A 17,691-nucleotide genomic window follows, 5' to 3' on the forward strand; every position below is an offset into this window, starting at 1 on the left:
GCCAGATAAGCTGCCACGACCCTTTGCCGTAGATCCAAAGAATGGGTTGGCATTCCCTTCTCTCCTTCCTCTTAAAACCTGTACCCTATTTTAAATTAACAGGCTGTATCTTTAAAAGTATCTCTATTCATCACGTGAACACGAGTTAAGATTCTTTCATCATTTGGTAGATCGGATAGGGGGAAGCCAAGCTCGACATAAAGCTCTAGTCTTGGCAGGTCTAGCAAATCTGCCACAATTACCGAAGGAAAGTTTCGACTGACAAGAACTTTCGGTTGCTCTTGGAACTGATGTAAATCCTGAACTTGCTCATAGATAGCCAGCCTCGTGCCCATAAGATCATCGCGAGAAATACGGATAGAAAAGCAAACCTCGGATTTTGCCTTATAAAGATCTGGCAATTCTCCTTCACGCACCCCTGGTGGGGCCGTCGAAGCTCGTTGATCCCTACCTTTTCCCCACAAGGGGACGGGGTTGGATTGGGTGACAGATTGAGAACTGTCCTAGGAGGAGCCGGAGAAAAGGCTCAAGTTCACTAGACTGTAAATGTGATTTAGGGTACAGATTTATGGCGACTGTCTCCGCTGCTGCTACTCCCACCGCCCCAGGGACGACTTTACTCAACGTCTGGCAAGTCCTGGCCGAAAAGTTTGCTGATCAGATTGCCCTCAGGGATCCCCATGCCCAGCCGGTTCTTGAGATTTCATATGGGGAACTGTTCCGCGGCATTCAGACGCTGGCTGCTGGCTTGCAGGCCTTGGGCATTCGCCCCGGGGATCGGGTGGCCATTTTTGCCGAGAATTCCCCCCGCTGGCTGATGGCGGATCTGGCCACGCTGTTTACGGGAGCGGTCAATGTGCCCCGCAGCGCCGTGGCGGATCCGGGTGAGCTGGGCTACATTTTGCGTCACTCCGGCAGCACGGCTTTGATTGCCCAGGATGTGAAGACCCTGAGGCGGGTGGAGCCGGTTGTGCAGGAGCTGGGCCTGGAGCGGCTGCTGCTGCTTTCCGATGAAGAAGAGGCAGGAGTATTGAACTTCTCTCAGTGGCTGCAGAAAGGGCGGGAAGGCCGCTACGAGCCGCCGCGGCTGGAGCGATCCCAGTTGGCCACCATCATCTACACCTCTGGCACCTCTGGTCGCCCCAAGGGGGTGATGCTCAGCCACGGCAACCTGATGCACCAGGTGGAGAACTTGAGTGTGGTGGTGCAGCCCCGGCCTGGGGAGAAGGTGCTGACCATTCTGCCCACCTGGCACTCCTACGAGCGGGCCTGCGAGTATTTTCTCCTCAGCCAGGCCTGTACGCTGGTCTATACCAACCCTCGCTTTATCAAGCAGGATTTGCAACGGGAGCAGCCCCACTATCTGGTGGCAGTGCCCCGCATCTGGGAGACGGTTTACGAAGGGATCCAGAGACAATTGAAGGAAAAAAGCCCCCTCATGCAGCGGCTGATCCGCACCTTGATGGCAGCCAGCGAAAGCTACGTGCTCGCCGGGCGGATAGCCCGCAACCAGTCAATTTTGCACTACGATGTCAGCCCTTGGGTGCGAGTGGGGGCCCGCCTGCAACAGGGGCTGCTCTGGCCTGTCCACCGCCTGGCCGATGCGCTCATCTACCGCAAGGTGCGGCAGGCTTTGGGCCCCAATTTTCAACAGGCCATCAGCGGCGGCGGATCCCTGCCCGCCTATCTGGATCTGTTTTACGAGGTGGTGGGCATTTCCATCCTCAACGGCTACGGCCTTACCGAAACCTCGCCAGTGCTGTGCGCGCGCCGTCCCGACAACAATGTGCGCGGCACAGCTGGCCCCCCCTTGCCAGGCACGGAGTTTCGCATTGTGAATCCGGAAACCCGGCAGCCGCTGCCGCCGGGAGAAAGAGGGCTGATCCTGGCGCGGGGGCCACAGGTGATGATGGGCTACTACAACAATCCAGAAGCCACCGCCCAGGTGCTCAGCCCCGACGGCTGGTTTGAAACAGGGGATCTGGGCTGGCTCACCCCCGACGGGCAACTGGTGATCACCGGCAGGGCCAAGGACGTGATTGTGCTGCTTAACGGAGAGAACGTCGAGCCGCAGCCCTTAGAGGATGCCTGCCTGCAATCCCCCTACATCAGTCAGATTGTAATTGTCGGCCAAGACCAAAAGAAACTGGCTGCCCTCATCTACCCCAACCTGGAGGCCCTCAAGGCTTGGGCCGCCGAGCAAGGGATCCCGACTGCTGAGGCCGAGCTGCTGGCCCACCCGCAGGTGCGCACGTTGATCTTGCGGGAGGTGCGAACCCGCATCCAGGAGCGTCCCGGCTACCAAGCGCACGAGCAAATTGCCGACTTCCGCTTTTTGCCAGAGCCCCTGAGCGTGGAAAATGGCCTCCTGACCCAGACGCTGAAAATTAAGCGCAACCCAGTAGCCGAGCGCTATGCTCACCTTATCCAGGAGATGTACCCGACGGGGAGCTAAGTTTGGGATCCCCGTTGTTGCTCCAGGTAGCGCCGGAAGCTCTCCGGGGGAATGGCCCCCCGGTAGGCGCCGCAGTAGTAGAGGGTAAGCACTGCCTTGTAGGCCCAATCGGTCGGCACCACGTCCGGGAAGGGACTGGGCAGGGTGTCTGCTTGGTTGGCGGCACAGGCCTGCAAGATCTGCTCCGTGGTGAGCTGTTCGGCCAGATCGGGGGGCAGCTCCCGCAGGTTGGCCTGGGCAAAAGCAGTGCTGGGCAGGCAGAGAGCGGAAAGAGCCGTTGCCCAAAAACTAGGAGTGAGGAAGGATCGCCAGTTCATGGTTTTGGATGGTGGGCAAGTGTCCCTTTTCCAGGGTAATACGGGCCAACAGGGCGCTTGGATGCTGTTCTGAGATTAAGATGCAAAGAACCGGGGAGCGGCACCAGCGCAGATCCGGTCGAGTCTTTGCGGCCAGCGCTGGCCTTTCTCCAAGAAGACGACAACCCGATCCCTGCTGGGGGCCGATGGTCTCAAAAACTGGCTGGGTGCAGCAGGAGCAACTTCCCTCCCGGAAGGGAGCCCTGAGGTGCCACTCCCCTCCCTGGCATGCGGATGATTGTGTTGAGAGCGCGATAAATCAAGGCCAATGAGCTTATCCAAAGGGCCAAGTTTTGACAGCCTGGATCCGCCGGATCCCAAGCTAATCGATGCCTGTGTGCACTGCGGCTTTTGTCTGACCACCTGCCCCAGCTACCGCGTCCTCGGCAAGGAGACGGACTCGCCGCGGGGACGCATCTACCAGATGGACGCCCTCAATCAGGGCCAAATCTCTCTCTCGGCAGCAGTGGTTTCCCATTTCGATACCTGCTTGGGCTGTTTGGCCTGTGTTACCGCCTGCCCCTCAGGGGTGCGCTACGACCGGCTGATTGCCGCCACCCGCCCGCAGATCGAGCGCAACTACCGCCGCAACCTCTGGGAGCACCTGTACCGCCAGTTCATCTTCTCCCTCTTCCCCTATCCGGAGCGGCTGCGGCCTCTGCTCTGGCCCCTTTGGCTCTACCAAAAAATGGGGATCGGCGCCTGGGTCCGGAAAGGGTTGGAAAAAGTCTCCCCGCGCCTGGCGGCCATGGAATCCCTCTTGCCCCCTCTGGAGGTGGAACAACTGCTGCCCAAGCGCTATCCGGAGCGGATCCCGGCGGTGGGCAAGTGGCGCTTTCGCGTGGGGCTGATCCTCGGCTGCGTGCAGCGCCTGTTTGCCCCCCAAGTGAACGAGGCCAGCATTCGCGTATTGACCCACAACGGCTGTGAGGTGGTGATCCCGCCGGCCCAGGGCTGTTGTGCGGCCTTGCCCCACCACCAAGGGCAACTGCAGCAGGCGGAAGCCCTCGCCCGCCGGATGGTGGATGCTTTTGCCGGCTACGAACTGGATGCCATTTTGGTGACTGCCTCCGGCTGCGGCCACACCCTCAAGGAGTACGGCCACCTTTTGGCCAAGGATCCCGACTACCGAGAGAAAGCGGCCCAGTTTGCGGCCAAAGTCAAGGATATCCAGGAGTTTCTCGCTCAGGTGGGGCTGACTGCTCCCCTGTACCCCCTGCAGCCGGATCCCTTGGTGCTGGCCTACCAAGATGCCTGCCACATGCTGCACGGGCAACGGCTCAGCCAGGAGCCGCGGCAACTGCTACGGCAAATTCCGGGGCTGGAACTGCGGGATCCCGTCGATGCCGCCCTCTGCTGTGGCAGCTCTGGCGTCTACAACCTGCTGCAACCCCAGATAGCAGACGAACTGGGATCCCAGAAGGTGGTCAACCTGCTCAACACCGGTGCCCAGGGGATCGTCTCTGCCAATATCGGCTGCCGCCTGCAAATTCAGAAGCACCTGCACCTGCAGGGCAAGGCTGGGATCCCCATTTATCACCCGATGGAGCTTTTGGATCGTGCTCTCCAATTGTCTAGCTAGAGCTTGAGGGCGGCGCGGGGATCGTAGGACTGAACCCGTTGCAGCTTTTCGTAGAGCTCCCGCTCCTCCTCCGAAACACGGGTGGGCAAATAGATCTGAACTACCGCGTAGAAATCGCCCCGCTCCCCGTTGCCCTTGGGAAAACCCCGCTCTGCTAGGCGCAACTTTCGCCCTGGCTGCATTCCTGGTGGGATGCGCAGCTTCACCACCCCATCCAAGGTGGGCACCTCCACCTGGGCGCCCAAAACGGCCTCGCTGGGGCTGATGGGCAAGTCGCAGTAGACGTCAAACCCCTCAAGGCGGTAGAAGGGGTGCTCCTTCAGCTCGATCTTGAGATACAGGTCGCCAGCACCCCCATTAGGGTTGGGGTGGCCTTGGCCGCGCAGGCGAATCCGCTTCCCCGGTGTGATCCCAGGAGGGAGATTGACCTCCAACGTGCGATTCCCCCCCACCCGTAGGCGGCGTTTGCCCCCCTCAAAAGCTTCGGGAATGGTGAGCTGGATGGTGGCCTCCGCATCGTAGTTGGCGTTGCTGGCGGAGCTGGAGGAGCTGCTGCTGCGATCCGCGCCTGAGTTGCGCACCCGGCCCAGGAGTTGATCGATGAAGTCTTGAAAATCGTCAAATTGGCTGAAATCGACGCCACTGCTAAAACCGCTTCCCCCAAAGTCTTCGCTGAAGGAGCTGTCGCCAAAAGGGCTGCTGCTGTAAGGCTGGCTGTAGGTCTCCCGCTGGTAGCGGAACCCACCCTGCTGGTGGTACTGGCCGAATTGGTCGTATTGTCGGCGCTTGCTGGGATCCGAGAGAACTTCGTAGGCTTCGTTGATCTCCTTGAACTTCTCTTCGGCAGCTTTGTTGTTCGGGTTAACATCCGGGTGATATTTTCTTGCCAGGCGCCGATAGGCCTGCTTAATCTCGTCGGCGGTGGCCGTCTTGCTGACCCCCAAAATCTTGTAGTAGTCCTTAAAGTTTTGCATGGAGGCGTCCGCAGGCAAATTGCTGAGAATGGGCAGAAACCCAAGCAGTTGGCTTCCGACCCGTTGACCCAAAGAGAAGAAGGCGGGCTAGACGCCATCGCCTATCCCGTCCCTCCTCATTATCGGTGCTGTGAATAAGGGTGGGATCCGCCCTGAACCAGGGGGCCGCAGAGGGATCCCACTGTCGTCACTTGGTCTCGGTGAAATCGGCGTCGATGACATCGTCACTGCCGCCGGAGGTCGTCCCCGAGCCAGAGGGAGAGCTCGAAGCGGCGCCGGGCTGCTGATAGAGCTCGCTGCTCATGGCGTAAAGGGCCTCCTGCAGCTCCCGCTCTTTGCTCTGGATGGCGCTGTCGTCATCCCGCTGGATGGCCTCCCGCAGCTCTCGCACCAAGGTCTCGATTTGGCTGCGCTTGCTGGAGGAGATCTTGTCTCCCAGCTCCTTCAACTGCCGCTCAGCCTGGTAGGCCAGAGAATCGGCCTTGTTGCGGCGCTCGATTTTCTCGCGGCGGGCGCGGTCTTCGGCAGCGTATCTCTCGGCTTCGGCAATCATCCGCTCCACCTCTTTGCTATCGAGCGTGGAGGCGCCGGTAATGGAGATGCTCTGCTCCTTGCCGCTGCCCTTGTCTCTGGCCGTCACCTTGAGGATGCCGTTGGCGTCGATGTCGAAGGTCACCTCGATCTGCGGCACACCGCGGGGAGCCGGCGGGATCCCGTCCAGCTTGAAGCGGCCCAGGGACTTGTTGTCGCGGGCCAGCTCCCGCTCCCCTTGCACCACGTGGATTTCCACCGAGGTCTGCCCATCTTCGGCGGTGGAGAAGATCTCCGACTTGCGGGTGGGGATGGTGGTGTTGCGCGGGATCAGCTTGGTGGCAATACCGCCCAGGGTTTCCACCCCCAAAGACAAGGGGGTGACATCCAGCAACAACACATCTTTGACCTCGCCCGCCAGCACACCGGCCTGGATGGCAGCACCCACGGCCACCACCTCATCAGGGTTGACAGTTTGGTTGGGCTCTTTGCCTAGCAGCTCTCTCACCAGCCGCTGCACCGCCGGGATGCGGGTGGAGCCGCCCACCAACACCACTTCGTTGATGTCGGCCTTGGTGAGCTTGGCATCCCGCAGGGCTTGCTCCACCGGCCCTTTGCAGCGCTCCAGCAGGTCGGCGCAGAGGTGTTCAAACTGGGCGCGGGAGAGCTTCAGCTCCAGGTGCTTTGGACCATCGGCAGTGGCGGTGATGAAGGGCAGGTTGATGGTGGTCTCGGAGACACTGGACAGCTCGATCTTGGCCTTCTCGGCAGCTTCCGTCAGCCGCTGCAGGGCCTGCCGGTCTTGCCGCAGGTCGATCCCTTCCATGCGCTTGAACTCTTCGGCCATCCAGTCGACAATCTTCTTGTCGAAGTCGTCGCCACCCAACTGGGTATCGCCGCTGGTGGCTTTCACCTCAAAGACCCCATCTCCCACCTCCAGGATGGACACGTCGAAGGTGCCACCGCCCAGGTCGAAGACGAGGATGGTCTCGTTGTTGCGCTTGTCCAAGCCATAGGCCAAAGAAGCCGCCGTCGGCTCGTTGATGATGCGCAGCACTTCCAAGCCGGCGATCCTCCCGGCATCTTTGGTGGCCTGCCGCTGCGAGTCGTTAAAGTAGGCAGGGACGGTAATGACGGCTTGGGTAACCGGTTGGCCCAGGTAGCGGCTGGCATCGTCCACCAGCTTGCGCAGCACCATGGCCGAGATTTCCTCGGGGGCAAATTCTTTGTTCATGCGGGGTGAGTACAACTTGACGTTGCCCCGCTCGTCCCGCCGCACCTGGTAGGAGACCCGCTTGGCATCGACGTTCAGCTCATCGTACTTGCGCCCGATGAAGCGCTTAACGGAGTAAAAAGTGTTCTCGGGGTTGAGCACCGCTTGGCGACGGGCCATCTGTCCCACCAGGCGCTCCCCATCTTTGGTGAAAGCGACCACCGAGGGTGTAGTGCGGCTCCCCTCGGCATTGGGAATGACAGTGGGGACGCCCCCTTCCATTACGGCGACAACCGAGTTGGTTGTGCCCAAGTCAATTCCTACAACTTTTCCCATCGGCTCCTTGTTCTCCTTTTGTTCAAGACGTTACCTCGGCTACCGCCGCCAGGCTGTATGAAGTAGCTTGGGCAGCCAATCCGTGAAAATTCAGCAGGTATTTAGCCGTTTTCTGGGTCGATCCTAACCAGCAGGGCATTGCGGTCAGGGCGAGAATGCCGCCCATTTCTGGCAACTGGAAGGCAGAGCAGTTACGGATCTCCGTACCTGCCGGGGCCTTGCTTCCAGGGCCGCTTGGGGCAAGGGCGGCTAGCTCTGGATAAGCTGCAGGGCTTCCAGGCTGCGGGCCACAACGGTTTCGGCCAGGGGCAGGTAGCCCATTGCTTCGGCCAGGGCTTGTCCTTCGCTGAGGGCCCAGCGCAGCACCGCCCGCAGGGCAGTGGCAATAGCGGGATCCCGGTACTGGCGGTAGGCCAGGATCCAGGTGTAGGTGACGATAGGATAAGCCCCGGCGCCGGACGGATCCGGCTCAAAGGCCCGCAGGTTCTCAGGCAGCTCGATTTCGCTCAGGGCCAGGGCCGAGGCTGCGGGGGTGGGGAGGACAAACTCGCCGCGGCGGTTTTCCAGGGCCGCCACCGATAGATCCAGGTCGCGGGCGTAGACCGATTCCACATAGCCAATCACCCCTTCGCTGTAGAGCATCTGGGCGCTCATGCCCTCATTGCCCTTGACCCCAATCCCCACCGGCCACTCCAAGGACATGCCGACACCAATCTCGGCGGCCCAAGCGGGGTCGATGGCGGCCAGGTGGCGGGTAAAGGTGTCGGTGGTGCCGCTGCCATCGGAGCGGTAGCAGACGGCGATGGGCAGGTCGGGGAGCTCCAAATCGGGGTTGAGGGCCAAAATCTGCGGATCCCGCCACTGGGTAATCTGGCCGCGGAAGATCTGCACCAAGACGGAGCGGGATAGCTTGAGGCCGGAGCGGATCCCGGGCAGGTTGTAGCCGACGGCAATGCTGCCTGCTGTCATTGGGATCATGACCACGCCCCGCTTCACCTCGGCAATCTCGGCATCGGTCATGGCCACGTCGCTGGCGGCAAAGTCCACCGTCTGGTCGATAAATTGGCGGATCCCGGTGGCACTGCCCACCGGCTGGAAGTTGATTTCCACTTTGGGATCCACCTGGCGGTAGTCGGAAAACCAGCGCAAATACAGAGGGGCCGGGAAGGTAGCCCCAGCCCCGTTGATCAACACAATCTCCCCGGAAGACTGGCTGTCGGCAACAGGGACAGCATCGCCGGCTTGGCCAGAACGGGATCCCTGTTGGCAGGCGCTTAGGCCGGCAGCAGCCAGCAACGACAGCAGCATTTCTCGACGGCGGCAGCGGGGCAGTTGAACCATGGCTGAGGCGCTCCAAGCTCTCCGCCCCGATCCTTAGTCTTGCCCACGGAGTTCTGTCAAGGGCTGCCATCTTTAGCTCTGGCAAGCACCAGAGGGGGCAACTTCCCGCAAAAGTCGGCTTCTTCTCTTCACCAACTGGTCGCCGATCCCCGCAGGGTTCGCTGCGCGCTTCGGCAAAAACGGGGATCCCAACTCTGTCTTTGTCTCAAGAGACGGAAAACAGAGCTTGCTCGAGAAAAACAAAGAAAAACAGCGAAAGAAAGAGAATGAAAGAGTTGAGTTCTGCAGCAACTGCAGAGGGATCCCCAGGCCAAAGCCTTATCTGGCAAGGCTTAGCCGGTTTCGGGCCGGATCCCCCCTGCCTTGGAAAAATCTTGACATATCTTGGAATAGAGCAATATATTGTGGATTCTGTGCAGAAATCCTGCGCTGTTTACATCTCGGTATCTGGGGGACTACTATGCCGACTTTGACTCGTTCTCCCTGGACACTGCGAGACAGCGAAAAGCTCTATCGCATCTCCGGTTGGGGGGATCCCTACTTCCGTATCAACGCCGCCGGTCATGTGGAGGTAACCCCACAGGGCCTACAGCAGCAGGAACCTGGCATCGACCTGTACCACCTGGTAATGGATCTGGTGGCGCGGGGTTTGCAGTTGCCTTTGTTGATTCGCTTTCCCGAGATCGTGGCCGACCGCATGCGGCGGATTTGCGAGAGCTTTCAGCAGGCCATCGAGCGCTTTGGCTACCCCAACGTCTATCGGGGGGTTTACCCGGTCAAGGTGAACCAGCAGCGCCACCTGGTGGAAGAGGTGGTCAAGCACGGTCGCGCCTACCACTTTGGGCTGGAGGCAGGCTCCAAGCCGGAGCTGTTGATTGCCCTGGCTCTGCTGGATACGCCTGGGGCTCTGTTGATCTGCAACGGCTACAAAGACCGCGATTTTATGGAAACGGCTCTCTTGGCCCAGCGGCTGGGGCGCACCCCCATCATCGTCCTGGAGCGGCTGCAGGAGCTGGAGCTGGTGCTGCAGGCTGCCGAGCACCTGGGCATTGATCCCATCCTGGGGGTGCGGGCCAAGCTCTCAGCCCAAGGGATCGGGCGTTGGGGCACCTCGGCTGGGGATCGGGCCAAGTTCGGCCTCACGGCCACGGAGATGTTGCAGGTGGTGGAACGGCTGCGGGAGGCCGGCAAGCTGCACTGTCTGCGTCTGTTGCACTACCACATTGGCTCGCAGATCTCGATGGTGAGCGTGCATGGGCGGGCCGTGCGGGAGGCCAGCCAGATCTACATCGAGCTGGTCAAACTGGGGGCGCCGATGGGCTATCTGGATATCGGCGGCGGCTTGGGGGTTGATTACGACGGATCCCAGTCCACCAGCCATTTCTCCCAGAGCTACAGCTTGGAGGATTACGCCGCCACCGTGGTGCAGACGGTGCTGAGTGCCCTGCAGCCGCACGGGATCCAGCCGCCGGTGCTGGTGACCGAAAGCGGGCGGGCCCTGATGTCCCACCAGTCGGTGCTGGTCTTTGACGTGCAGGATGTCAACGCCGCCAGCCCCTATCCCATGCCCACCCAGCTCACGTCCGATGCCGAGGTGATCCAGAAGCTAAATCAGCTTTACTACGAGATCCGGCCCGAGACCCTGGTGGCCGACTATCGCCGCTGCCAGGAGCTCAAAGAAGCCGCCCTGCGCCAATTTACCGAGGGATCCCTCAGCTTGCGGGAGCGGGCCGAGGTGGAGCGGCTGTTTTGGAACTGCTCCGACAAGATCTGCACGCTGGCCTACGAGCAGCACCAGGCAGGGCAGCCGGTGGCGGTGGATCTTCTGGATCTGGACGAAATGCTGGCCAGCATCTACTACGGCAATTTCTCCCTCTTCCAATCCCTGCCGGATAGCTGGGCCATCGACCAAGTGTTTCCCATCATGCCCATCCACCGTCTGGACGAGGAGCCGCGCCAGTGGGCCACCTTGGCGGATCTGACCTGCGACAGCGACGGCAAGATCAACCGCTTCTTTGGCGAAGACGGGCAGATCACCTCGGTCTTGCCGCTGCACGATCCCGATGGGCAGCCCTACCTGCTGGGGGTGTTTCTGGGAGGCGCCTACCAGGAGATCCTGGGGGATCTGCACAACCTGTTTGGCGACACCAACGCCGTGCACATCCGCACCCGTCCCGGCGGCTACCAAGTCACCCAAGTCATCAAGGGGGACACCATCGGCGAAGTGCTGAGCTGGGTACAGTACAACAGCGAAGATCTGGTGGAAACCCTGCACCACGCCACCGAAGCCGCCCTGCAACGGGGCCAAATTAGCCTAGCCCAGGCCCGCGCTTTGCAGCAGCACTTTGAAGACAACCTGCGGGCCTACACCTACTTGCACCGCTGACGGGGGTAGTGGGTAGGGGCAAAGGCCTAGACTAAAAAGTAAACAGCAGGGGATCCCGGTTGTGGGCCGGGATCCTTTTTCTGACCAAAACAAAAAAGACTGGTGGACGAGATGCCACCAGCCTTGGCCAGTTCCCTGTGAGTGAGCTGATGCCGTCGTTGCCAACGTCTTCAACCCAGCTCTAGTCTCTGGCGTTTTCCCCCCTCTCGAAGTGATCCGGATCACCCGGTTAAGAATCCCTCAACTAGCGGCAAAGGTTAAAACAGAGGCAGGGCATTAAAACAAGGGCAATTGCTGCTCTTCCCCTTCAGCAAGGCTTGCAGGATCCGCCTCCTCCCCGTTGGCATTCCCCTCCGACAAGGGATCTGCTGCTTCCGCCAGCAACTGACGGGCAGCCGCCAGCAACTCGTTGCGCAAGGGGGCCAGATCGGTGCGGTCGGCTAGATACTGCTCCAGAGCAGTCAAAGGTTCCAGCCGGCTGGGATCCAGGCCCGGCAGGCGAATACGGCTGGGGCTGACCACGTCTGGGACGAGGGTGTAGCTGAAGGCAGGGGCGAGGGCCTGGTGCAGAGCCCGCTCGTCAACGCAATCGAGCTGGTCGGGACGGAGGCGGTAGATCAGGCGCAGAATAGAGCCGGCCACCGGCGCCTTGGCAATGGCCTCCAGCAGTTTGGCCTGCACCTGCTGGGGGGGATAGGGGGTGAGATCGAGGCGGATGGTGTGAAAGGTGCGGGTGGGTAAGGGCAAAAATTCGTAGCTGGCCCCTGTGGCCGTAACCTCTGCCAACACACAACCCTTTTCCTCTTTTTCCTCCCCAAAGTCTACTCGCTCAATGCTGCCGGGATAGATCACCAACGGCTGCCGACACAACACCTGGTGACGATGCACATGACCCAAAGCCACGTATTGGTAGGCGGGCCGCGCCAGCAGCGAGAGGGGCACCGTCAGTCCCTTGCCCACCGAAAGATGCCGCTCTGCCCCGTAGCGGGCCGTCTCCACCATCACATGGGCCAACAAAATTGCCGGGATCCCTGGCTGCAAAGTGCGGATCTCCCCTTCCAGAGCCAGATTTAGGCGCTGAAGGAGCTGATGAGTGAACACTTCGGCATTGAGATCCAGGCTCTCCTGGCGGGCAAGCAGGGTGGAGCGGTTCAGCCAAGGCAAGGTGGTCACCTGCACCGGGCCGCTGCGAGTTTCAATCCAATGGGTCTGCAGCCGATCCCCCACAACAAATCCTGCCACCCCCAGAGCGCGGTAGATAGCCAAGCTGTTGCCTTCTTGCCCCTGCCCGTACTGGTCGTGGTTGCCCACCAGCAGAACGGTCGGGATCCCGGCATCGGCCAGGCGGCGAAATTGTTGGGCAAAGAGCTCTTGGTGCAGAGGCGGCGGCGTCGCATCGGGAAAGGCATCGCCCCCAAACAGCACCAGATCCACAGCCCGATCGAGGGCACGATCAATGCACAGGCGCAAAGAAGTGACAAAATCCTCCAAACGCGTGTTCAGCCCCGTAGCCGGGTTGATGGAGCCGTAGGCCAAGCCACTGCCCAAATGAATATCGGAAAGATGCAGCAGCTTTACCATCTCAAACAGCCTTAAAGCCCTTCCAGCCGTTGCCCTCACTCCTGCCCGCCATTGCCTGCGTTGCCAACTTTTGGATTGGCACCTCCCTCGGAGTCAGATGAGGAATTCCCGCTGAAGCTAAGCCTGTCGGCGCGGCCTGGCTCGATCCAAACGCAAAGGTCGGCCCATAAATTCCTGGCCGTTGGCGACGTCGATGGCCTCCTCTTCCTCGGCCTCCGTGGCCAAATCCACGAACGCGAAGCCCCGTGTCTGGCCGGTTTCTCGGTCTATCGGAATTGTAACTGACTTAACGTTCCACCTCTGCTGGAAGAAAGCCGCTAGCTCTTCCGTTGAGGCTTTATAGTTTAGGTTTCCCACAAAAATGGTCATGGCAATTCAAGCAAAGCAAGGCGCAAATCGGAAAGAGCGGCAACCAAGGCTCAAGGTACTTCACTTTTATCATGAGGCCCCGCCTAATCGCCCAACATGACAGGATGTAAAGGGATCGCCGCTCAAAAATCTTCGCACTTCCCTATCCAAAATGTGCTTTTATCAAACTTTGCGGGAGTGTACTTTTCCCGCTCCTTTGTTGAGTTTCCCCTCCAGCCCTGGCCGGACCAGGATCCGGAGGCACTTGCCATTTTGTTGCAACTTGTTAAACTAGGTTATTAAGATATGTATTGTCCTGCTTGCAGTGCTTGTCGGGAGCAGCGCTGGGATATCCTAGCGCGAGACTCCCTCCTACCCTAAGAGTCTCAAGGTGACGATAATGGATGAAACGCTAGGTCTCTCTCTGGAGCAAGAATTTCGCCAGCGGGCTTTCGAGACGCTGGTAGCTCGCATGAGCCCTGAGCAGGCCAAGGACATCCTGGTCAAACTGCACAAGCAAATGCTGTTACAGGAGGCCACCTACCGCCAGTTGCTGCGTCATTCCCTCAGCGTCTAATGCATGTCCTTTCGCTTCCCACCTGGTGGATTCATATTGCCAGCGTCTTGGAATGGCTGGCGGCCATTGTTTGCGTGTGGCAGTTTGGGGAGCGAATAGGCCGGCCAGAGTGGCGCGGCTTGAGCTGGGCGATGTTGCCTGCCCTACTGGGGGCAATGTGTGCCATTACCTGGCACTGGTTTGACAACGATCCCGCTCTCAACTGGGTGGTCACTGTCCAGGCGAGCTTGACGCTTCTGGGCAATTGCACTCTAGCCTGGGCTGCCTACCGCATTTGGCGGGCGGAGCAGGCGGAAAAGTCCCTTGGGAGGAGGGATCCAAGCTAGGCAATGGACAGTTTGTTTGCCCTCTCTCTCTTCCCCTATTTGGTCTTCTTGTTTTTCCTGTCGCGGCTGCGCCGGATCCCGCGCCTGGCCCTGATTGGGTTTTGGCTGCTGCTACTGTTTGTGGCCGTTAGCATCCCGGCAGGGTTGTATGCCCAACTCCATTACGGCACTTCCCTAGCCAATGTGGATCCCTTGCATGGGGCGGCAGAGGCTTTTCTCACCCTCTCCAACATTCTGGTGGCTCTGGGCTTCAAACAAGCCATTGACCAACAAGGATCCCTAGAGGCTGGGGACGGCAGCTCCGAGTCGTAGTCATGGCAAACGAACCTGAATGTAGAATGGAGGTCTAGACTGGACGTCTTCTGCTGTTTATTCTGAGAGACCTGCCGGATGGTGGCCACCCTTTCTGTCCCCAAAGCCAAACTGAAAAACCCGCCTCTGCGCATCCATCGGATGGGTGACAAGGTGCTGCGGCAGCCGGCTAAGCGCGTCAGCCAGGTCAACGACGAGATTCGCCAGTTGGCGCGAGACATGCTGCAGACTATGTACAGTGCCGATGGCATCGGCCTGGCAGCTCCTCAGGTGGGCATTCCTAAGCGCTTGATTGTGGTGGATCTCTATCCCGATAAGCCAGAGGTGCCACCGCTGGTGCTGATCAACCCGGAGATCCGCGAGTACCTGGGCGAAGTAGTAGCTGGCCAGGAAGGCTGCCTTAGCATTCCGGGCGTCTTCTGCGAGGTCATGCGTGCGCAGGGGGTGGTGGTTTCATTTAAGGACGAAACCGGGCGGCCCCGCACCCTCCAAGCCGACGACCTGCTGGCGCGGGTTATCCAACACGAAATCGATCACCTCAACGGTGTGCTGTTTGTGGATCACGTGGAGAACGAGCTGCTGTTGGATCAGGAGCTGCGCAAGCACGGCTTCCAGATGCAAGATGTGCAGCGCAAAAACAGCATACTTGCCACCCCTTCACCGCAGCCTCGCTAGGTCATTGCTGCAGGCGCTGCGCCAAGAGCTGTTCTTCTAGGGCGGCAATGCGGTTGTAGGCAGCGGTTAGCTGGGCGCTTAGGCGCTGGATTTGGGCTTCTGGGGCAAGCTCGTGTCCCATGCTGCGGCTGCTTACCCCAGTGGGTTCATCATCCAGCAAAAAGTTGTGGCTCCCATCTTCCACCAAGTCTGAGGTGAGAACGCTGTAACGGGAGGGGGCGGGGACATTTTTTTTAGCCTCCTGCTTTGCCAGAAGAGCAGCCGCCACCTGCTCCGGCATCCGCTCGATGGCAGCTTTCAGCTCCTGAATTTGCAACTCCAGACGCTCAAAATAGTGCTGCACTGCTTCGCTCATAGCTGCCCCGGTTCTGACTCTTTACTTTTATTGAAAGAGATAAGTTCTCGCTCCTCCCCTTCTTCCCCCAGATCATTTAACGATTACGCAGTTGGAGAACTAAACGTCGGCTTCAGGAGTTTGCCCTAGCAAGCCAGTCCTGCGGGTTGGCGTTGGCCACAATTGAGGCAGGCTCTCTCCAAAGTTTTTTCCAGAGCAGGTTCCTCTCTATTTCCAGGCAAAAAATGCAGGATGCGGTTCTCCCCTCTCCCCAACAGGGCTATACCTTGCCCGTGTTTGCGGTGGCTGCTGCTAAGGCTGCTTTCCACCGTCTCATCGGGATCGCTTTGGAGCAGAACGGCGCTCATCCTGTCATTGCGGTGCAGGTGGAGCCTGAAACGGGATCTGCTGCCGGCTGGGTCAGGATCCCGGTGGAGCAGGTGGCGGCTTTGTCGGAGAACACGGCTCTGGCCATTACCCGCTCGGATCCCGGCCCTCACCTGGATCTCACCCGCAACACACCGGTCTGGGCCTGGGTGAGTTTGGAGGAACGGGATCCCACCGCTCTCCCTTTGCTCCTGGAAGCGGGGGAGGGGCTAGGACGACACGCTGACGGCAGCCCGGCCATCTATGCCTACGCCCGGCGCCTGTTTGAGATTAACCTTTTGTCTGGGATCCCAGAGGGTTATCGGCTGCGGGTGCGCATCATCTTGCCGGAGGGAAAACTCTTGGCGGAGCGGACTTCTAATGCGGCGTTTGGGGTGCTGGAAGGACTGGCTCTCTTGGGAACGCGGGCGGAGGTGGAGCCTTCTGCCGGTGCCGAGAGCCTGGAGCGGGCCCGCTGCGAATTGCAGCAGAAGTTGGAGAAGCACAGACATCTGGCCTTTTGTGTGGGCAGCCATGGGCAGCAGGTGGCGCTGCGACAAGGGATCCCGGCAGAACAGATTCTACTGGTGGCCAATTGGATCGGGCCGCTGCTGGTGGAAGCAGGGTTGCGGGGGGCGGAGTCGGTTCATTTGATCGGCTACCACGGCAAGCTGATCAAGCTGGCAGGGGGCATCTTCACCACTTCCAGCCATGTGGCCGATGCCCGCCTGGAAATCTTGGTGGCAGCCCTCATCCGCTGCGGGGGAACAGCCGAACAGGCGCGGCAGGTGCTAGAGCTAAGGACGGTGGAGGCAGCGGTGCAGTATCTGAAGGAGCTGGGCTGGGCAGAGCCGGTGCTGCAGGAGTTGACTCGGCAAATCCGCCAGCGGGCAACAGCCTATGTGCAAAAGTATGCTGCTCGATCCTTGCCGGTGCAGGTAACCCTGTTCGATCGGCAGGGCCAGGTTTGCGCTCAGGTTGGGATCTCCTCCCCAAGCCCTTGATTCCTGCTGTTGTTCCTCACCCCCGGCCCCTCTCCCAAAGGGAGAGGGGAGTTAGGGATCGCACTCCGCGCTGCCGGCACGTTTGCGACAGCGTTGCGTACCAAATAACGACGTAGAGAAACATTTCATTGCTATTTGAATTGCTACTTGAAACGACTCTAATGACCGTCAGGCTAGAGCCGAAAAAAAGGCTAATCTCCCAACTCAGGATCCGGCCGTACCCGCACTTCCATCTGGCGCAACAGCCGCAAGGAGTTCTCCGGCCCGTCGATCATCTGCTGTTCGTTAATCCAGTAGGTGGCAATGCCCAGGTCTTCCAGAAATCGAATGTAGGGATCCGGGGGCGGACCATCGAAAACGGCCGCCTTCTGGACGGAGAAGCCCTGTTCGATCCAGGGGGTGAGGGCAAAGCGCTCGTAATAGAATAATTGCCCCACCACCTCCTGCAGCGCCTCTGCCGCATCTTTGTGGTGTAGCAATTTCACCTCGGCCAAAAGCAGGTTTCCATCCGCCACCGCCAGGAAGTCAAACGTGTGCTGGTCTTCCCGCACCTCCAGGCCGGCCAGGCGGAACCAGCGGCGAAAGTGGTGCAAGATCTCGTTGTGGCGCTCGCTGCGCTCCAACTGACGCCGACGGCGACGCTCTGCCATCAGCGGGTCTGTCCCCGCACAGGAAGGGATCCCACTGCTGCGAAACTGGGGCGGCTCATCCGGATCCAAGACCACCTTACCCCCGGCAGGTTGATGGAGAAGGGGCGGCATCTGGGGCAACAGCTCGGCGGATCCCCACTCCACCTCTGGTTGCGCTGCCAAAGCGAGCAGATGGCGATTGAGAGGGTGCTCAGGGTGGGTGTCGAACAACAGCTTGAGTTGAGAGTGGCTGAACTGAAAATCCAGACGAAACTGCTCCACCGAAAGGCTGCTCCGCCCCTTCTGCAGAGTCTCCTGGCCAAAGTAGAGCATCACCAGCAGAGGATAGATGGGCAGGGGGCGAT

At 59.9% G+C, this 17,691-nt stretch carries 15 protein-coding genes and 1 pseudogene; 8 read left to right on the forward strand and 8 right to left on the reverse strand.

Annotated features, from left to right (window positions below):
* Nucleotides 1-568: 568 nt before the first annotated feature.
* The gene (locus tag NW845_RS09425; RefSeq protein ID WP_414378276.1) at nt 569-2,455 is read left to right on the forward strand and encodes an AMP-dependent synthetase/ligase; all 1,887 of its coding nucleotides are present in this window, start codon (nt 569-571) and stop codon (nt 2,453-2,455) included.
* Here the strand turns inward: NW845_RS09425 and NW845_RS09430 are convergent.
* Nucleotides 2,452-2,772 carry a hypothetical protein gene (locus NW845_RS09430; RefSeq protein ID WP_414378278.1) on the reverse strand — a complete coding sequence of 107 codons (321 nt, stop codon included), beginning with the start codon at nt 2,770-2,772 and terminating at the stop codon, nt 2,452-2,454. The genes NW845_RS09425 and NW845_RS09430 overlap by 4 nt on opposite strands.
* Nucleotides 2,773-3,079: 307 nt before the next feature.
* On the opposite strand from NW845_RS09430, the gene NW845_RS09435 reads away from it, so the two are divergent.
* Complete coding sequence (locus tag NW845_RS09435; protein ID WP_414378280.1) at nt 3,080-4,393, forward strand: (Fe-S)-binding protein; 1,314 nt, start codon at nt 3,080-3,082, stop codon at nt 4,391-4,393.
* Here the strand turns inward: NW845_RS09435 and NW845_RS09440 are convergent.
* The 3 genes from NW845_RS09440 to pstS all read right to left on the reverse strand — a co-directional run bounded on the left by NW845_RS09440 (nt 4,390) and on the right by pstS (nt 8,788).
* Nucleotides 4,390-5,367 (reverse strand): DnaJ C-terminal domain-containing protein, encoded by a 978-nt coding sequence (locus NW845_RS09440; RefSeq protein ID WP_414378282.1) that lies wholly within the window; start codon nt 5,365-5,367, stop codon nt 4,390-4,392. The two genes, NW845_RS09435 and NW845_RS09440, sit on opposite strands and share 4 nt — an antisense overlap.
* A gap of 187 nt (nt 5,368-5,554) precedes the next feature.
* Entirely contained in the window at nt 5,555-7,447 is a 1,893-nt protein-coding gene (gene dnaK, locus NW845_RS09445; RefSeq protein ID WP_414363717.1) for a molecular chaperone DnaK, read from the reverse strand.
* Nucleotides 7,448-7,696: 249 nt separating this feature from the next.
* Nucleotides 7,697-8,788 carry a phosphate ABC transporter substrate-binding protein PstS gene (gene pstS, locus NW845_RS09450; protein WP_414378284.1) on the reverse strand — a complete coding sequence of 364 codons (1,092 nt, stop codon included), beginning with the start codon at nt 8,786-8,788 and terminating at the stop codon, nt 7,697-7,699.
* Between the two features lie 460 nt (nt 8,789-9,248).
* Here pstS and speA point away from each other — a divergent pair, with 460 nt between their 5' ends.
* Nucleotides 9,249-11,174, forward strand: coding sequence for a biosynthetic arginine decarboxylase (gene speA, locus NW845_RS09455; protein WP_414363721.1), 1,926 nt, complete (start codon nt 9,249-9,251; stop codon nt 11,172-11,174).
* 276 nt (nt 11,175-11,450) lie between these two features.
* Here speA and NW845_RS09460 read toward each other — a convergent pair whose 3' ends face one another.
* Nucleotides 11,451-12,755 (reverse strand): metallophosphoesterase family protein, encoded by a 1,305-nt coding sequence (locus NW845_RS09460; RefSeq protein ID WP_414363723.1) that lies wholly within the window; start codon nt 12,753-12,755, stop codon nt 11,451-11,453.
* Nucleotides 12,756-12,872: 117 nt separating this feature from the next.
* On the reverse strand, nt 12,873-13,124 hold the full coding sequence (locus NW845_RS09465; protein ID WP_011429047.1) for an RNA recognition motif domain-containing protein: 252 nt from the start codon (nt 13,122-13,124) through the stop codon (nt 12,873-12,875).
* A gap of 379 nt (nt 13,125-13,503) precedes the next feature.
* Here NW845_RS09465 and NW845_RS09470 point away from each other — a divergent pair, with 379 nt between their 5' ends.
* The 4 genes from NW845_RS09470 (at nt 13,504) to def (ending at nt 14,993) form a co-directional block, all read left to right on the forward strand.
* Nucleotides 13,504-13,680, forward strand: a complete 177-nt coding sequence (locus tag NW845_RS09470; protein ID WP_414363725.1) for an NblA/ycf18 family protein — start codon at nt 13,504-13,506, stop codon at nt 13,678-13,680.
* Nucleotides 13,680-14,006: a DUF2499 domain-containing protein gene (locus NW845_RS09475; RefSeq protein ID WP_414363727.1), complete on the forward strand. Its 327-nt coding sequence runs from the start codon at nt 13,680-13,682 to the stop codon at nt 14,004-14,006. The genes NW845_RS09470 and NW845_RS09475 overlap by 1 nt, the downstream gene beginning before the upstream one ends.
* Nucleotides 14,007-14,009: 3 nt before the next feature.
* Entirely contained in the window at nt 14,010-14,318 is a 309-nt protein-coding gene (locus NW845_RS09480; protein ID WP_414378287.1) for a DUF3593 domain-containing protein, read from the forward strand.
* A gap of 78 nt (nt 14,319-14,396) precedes the next feature.
* The gene (gene def / locus NW845_RS09485) at nt 14,397-14,993 is read left to right on the forward strand and encodes a peptide deformylase (protein ID WP_414363731.1); all 597 of its coding nucleotides are present in this window, start codon (nt 14,397-14,399) and stop codon (nt 14,991-14,993) included.
* 1 nt (nt 14,994) lies between these two features.
* On the opposite strand, the gene NW845_RS09490 is transcribed toward def, so the two are convergent.
* Nucleotides 14,995-15,348 carry a hypothetical protein gene (locus NW845_RS09490; RefSeq protein ID WP_414378289.1) on the reverse strand — a complete coding sequence of 118 codons (354 nt, stop codon included), beginning with the start codon at nt 15,346-15,348 and terminating at the stop codon, nt 14,995-14,997.
* Nucleotides 15,349-15,572: 224 nt separating this feature from the next.
* Between NW845_RS09490 and cbiD the strand changes: the two genes are divergently transcribed.
* Nucleotides 15,573-16,697: a cobalt-precorrin-5B (C(1))-methyltransferase CbiD gene (cbiD, locus tag NW845_RS09495; protein ID WP_414378291.1), complete on the forward strand. Its 1,125-nt coding sequence runs from the start codon at nt 15,573-15,575 to the stop codon at nt 16,695-16,697.
* 191 nt (nt 16,698-16,888) lie between these two features.
* Here cbiD and NW845_RS09500 read toward each other — a convergent pair.
* A pseudogene (locus NW845_RS09500) lies at nt 16,889-17,691 on the reverse strand (hypothetical protein); the annotation flags it as partial.

The sequence above is a fragment of the Synechococcus sp. H60.2 genome, assembly GCF_047462315.1.
Classification (GTDB): domain Bacteria; phylum Cyanobacteriota; class Cyanobacteriia; order Thermostichales; family Thermostichaceae; genus Thermostichus.

Coding starts and splice junctions, on each gene's coding strand:
- def (WP_414363731.1), top strand. CDS start 14,397: ATGGTGGCCACCCTTTCTGTCCCCAAAGCCAAACTGAAAAACCCGCCT.
- NW845_RS09470 (WP_414363725.1), top strand. CDS start 13,504: ATGGATGAAACGCTAGGTCTCTCTCTGGAGCAAGAATTTCGCCAGCGG.
- NW845_RS09475 (WP_414363727.1), top strand. CDS start 13,680: ATGCATGTCCTTTCGCTTCCCACCTGGTGGATTCATATTGCCAGCGTC.
- NW845_RS09490 (WP_414378289.1), bottom strand. CDS start 15,348: ATGAGCGAAGCAGTGCAGCACTATTTTGAGCGTCTGGAGTTGCAAATT.
- NW845_RS09480 (WP_414378287.1), top strand. CDS start 14,010: ATGGACAGTTTGTTTGCCCTCTCTCTCTTCCCCTATTTGGTCTTCTTG.
- cbiD (WP_414378291.1), top strand. CDS start 15,573: ATGCAGGATGCGGTTCTCCCCTCTCCCCAACAGGGCTATACCTTGCCC.
- NW845_RS09430 (WP_414378278.1), bottom strand. CDS start 2,772: ATGAACTGGCGATCCTTCCTCACTCCTAGTTTTTGGGCAACGGCTCTT.
- dnaK (WP_414363717.1), bottom strand. CDS start 7,447: ATGGGAAAAGTTGTAGGAATTGACTTGGGCACAACCAACTCGGTTGTC.
- NW845_RS09435 (WP_414378280.1), top strand. CDS start 3,080: ATGAGCTTATCCAAAGGGCCAAGTTTTGACAGCCTGGATCCGCCGGAT.
- NW845_RS09425 (WP_414378276.1), top strand. CDS start 569: ATGGCGACTGTCTCCGCTGCTGCTACTCCCACCGCCCCAGGGACGACT.
- NW845_RS09460 (WP_414363723.1), bottom strand. CDS start 12,755: ATGGTAAAGCTGCTGCATCTTTCCGATATTCATTTGGGCAGTGGCTTG.
- NW845_RS09440 (WP_414378282.1), bottom strand. CDS start 5,367: ATGCAAAACTTTAAGGACTACTACAAGATTTTGGGGGTCAGCAAGACG.
- pstS (WP_414378284.1), bottom strand. CDS start 8,788: ATGGTTCAACTGCCCCGCTGCCGCCGTCGAGAAATGCTGCTGTCGTTG.
- NW845_RS09465 (WP_011429047.1), bottom strand. CDS start 13,124: ATGACCATTTTTGTGGGAAACCTAAACTATAAAGCCTCAACGGAAGAG.
- speA (WP_414363721.1), top strand. CDS start 9,249: ATGCCGACTTTGACTCGTTCTCCCTGGACACTGCGAGACAGCGAAAAG.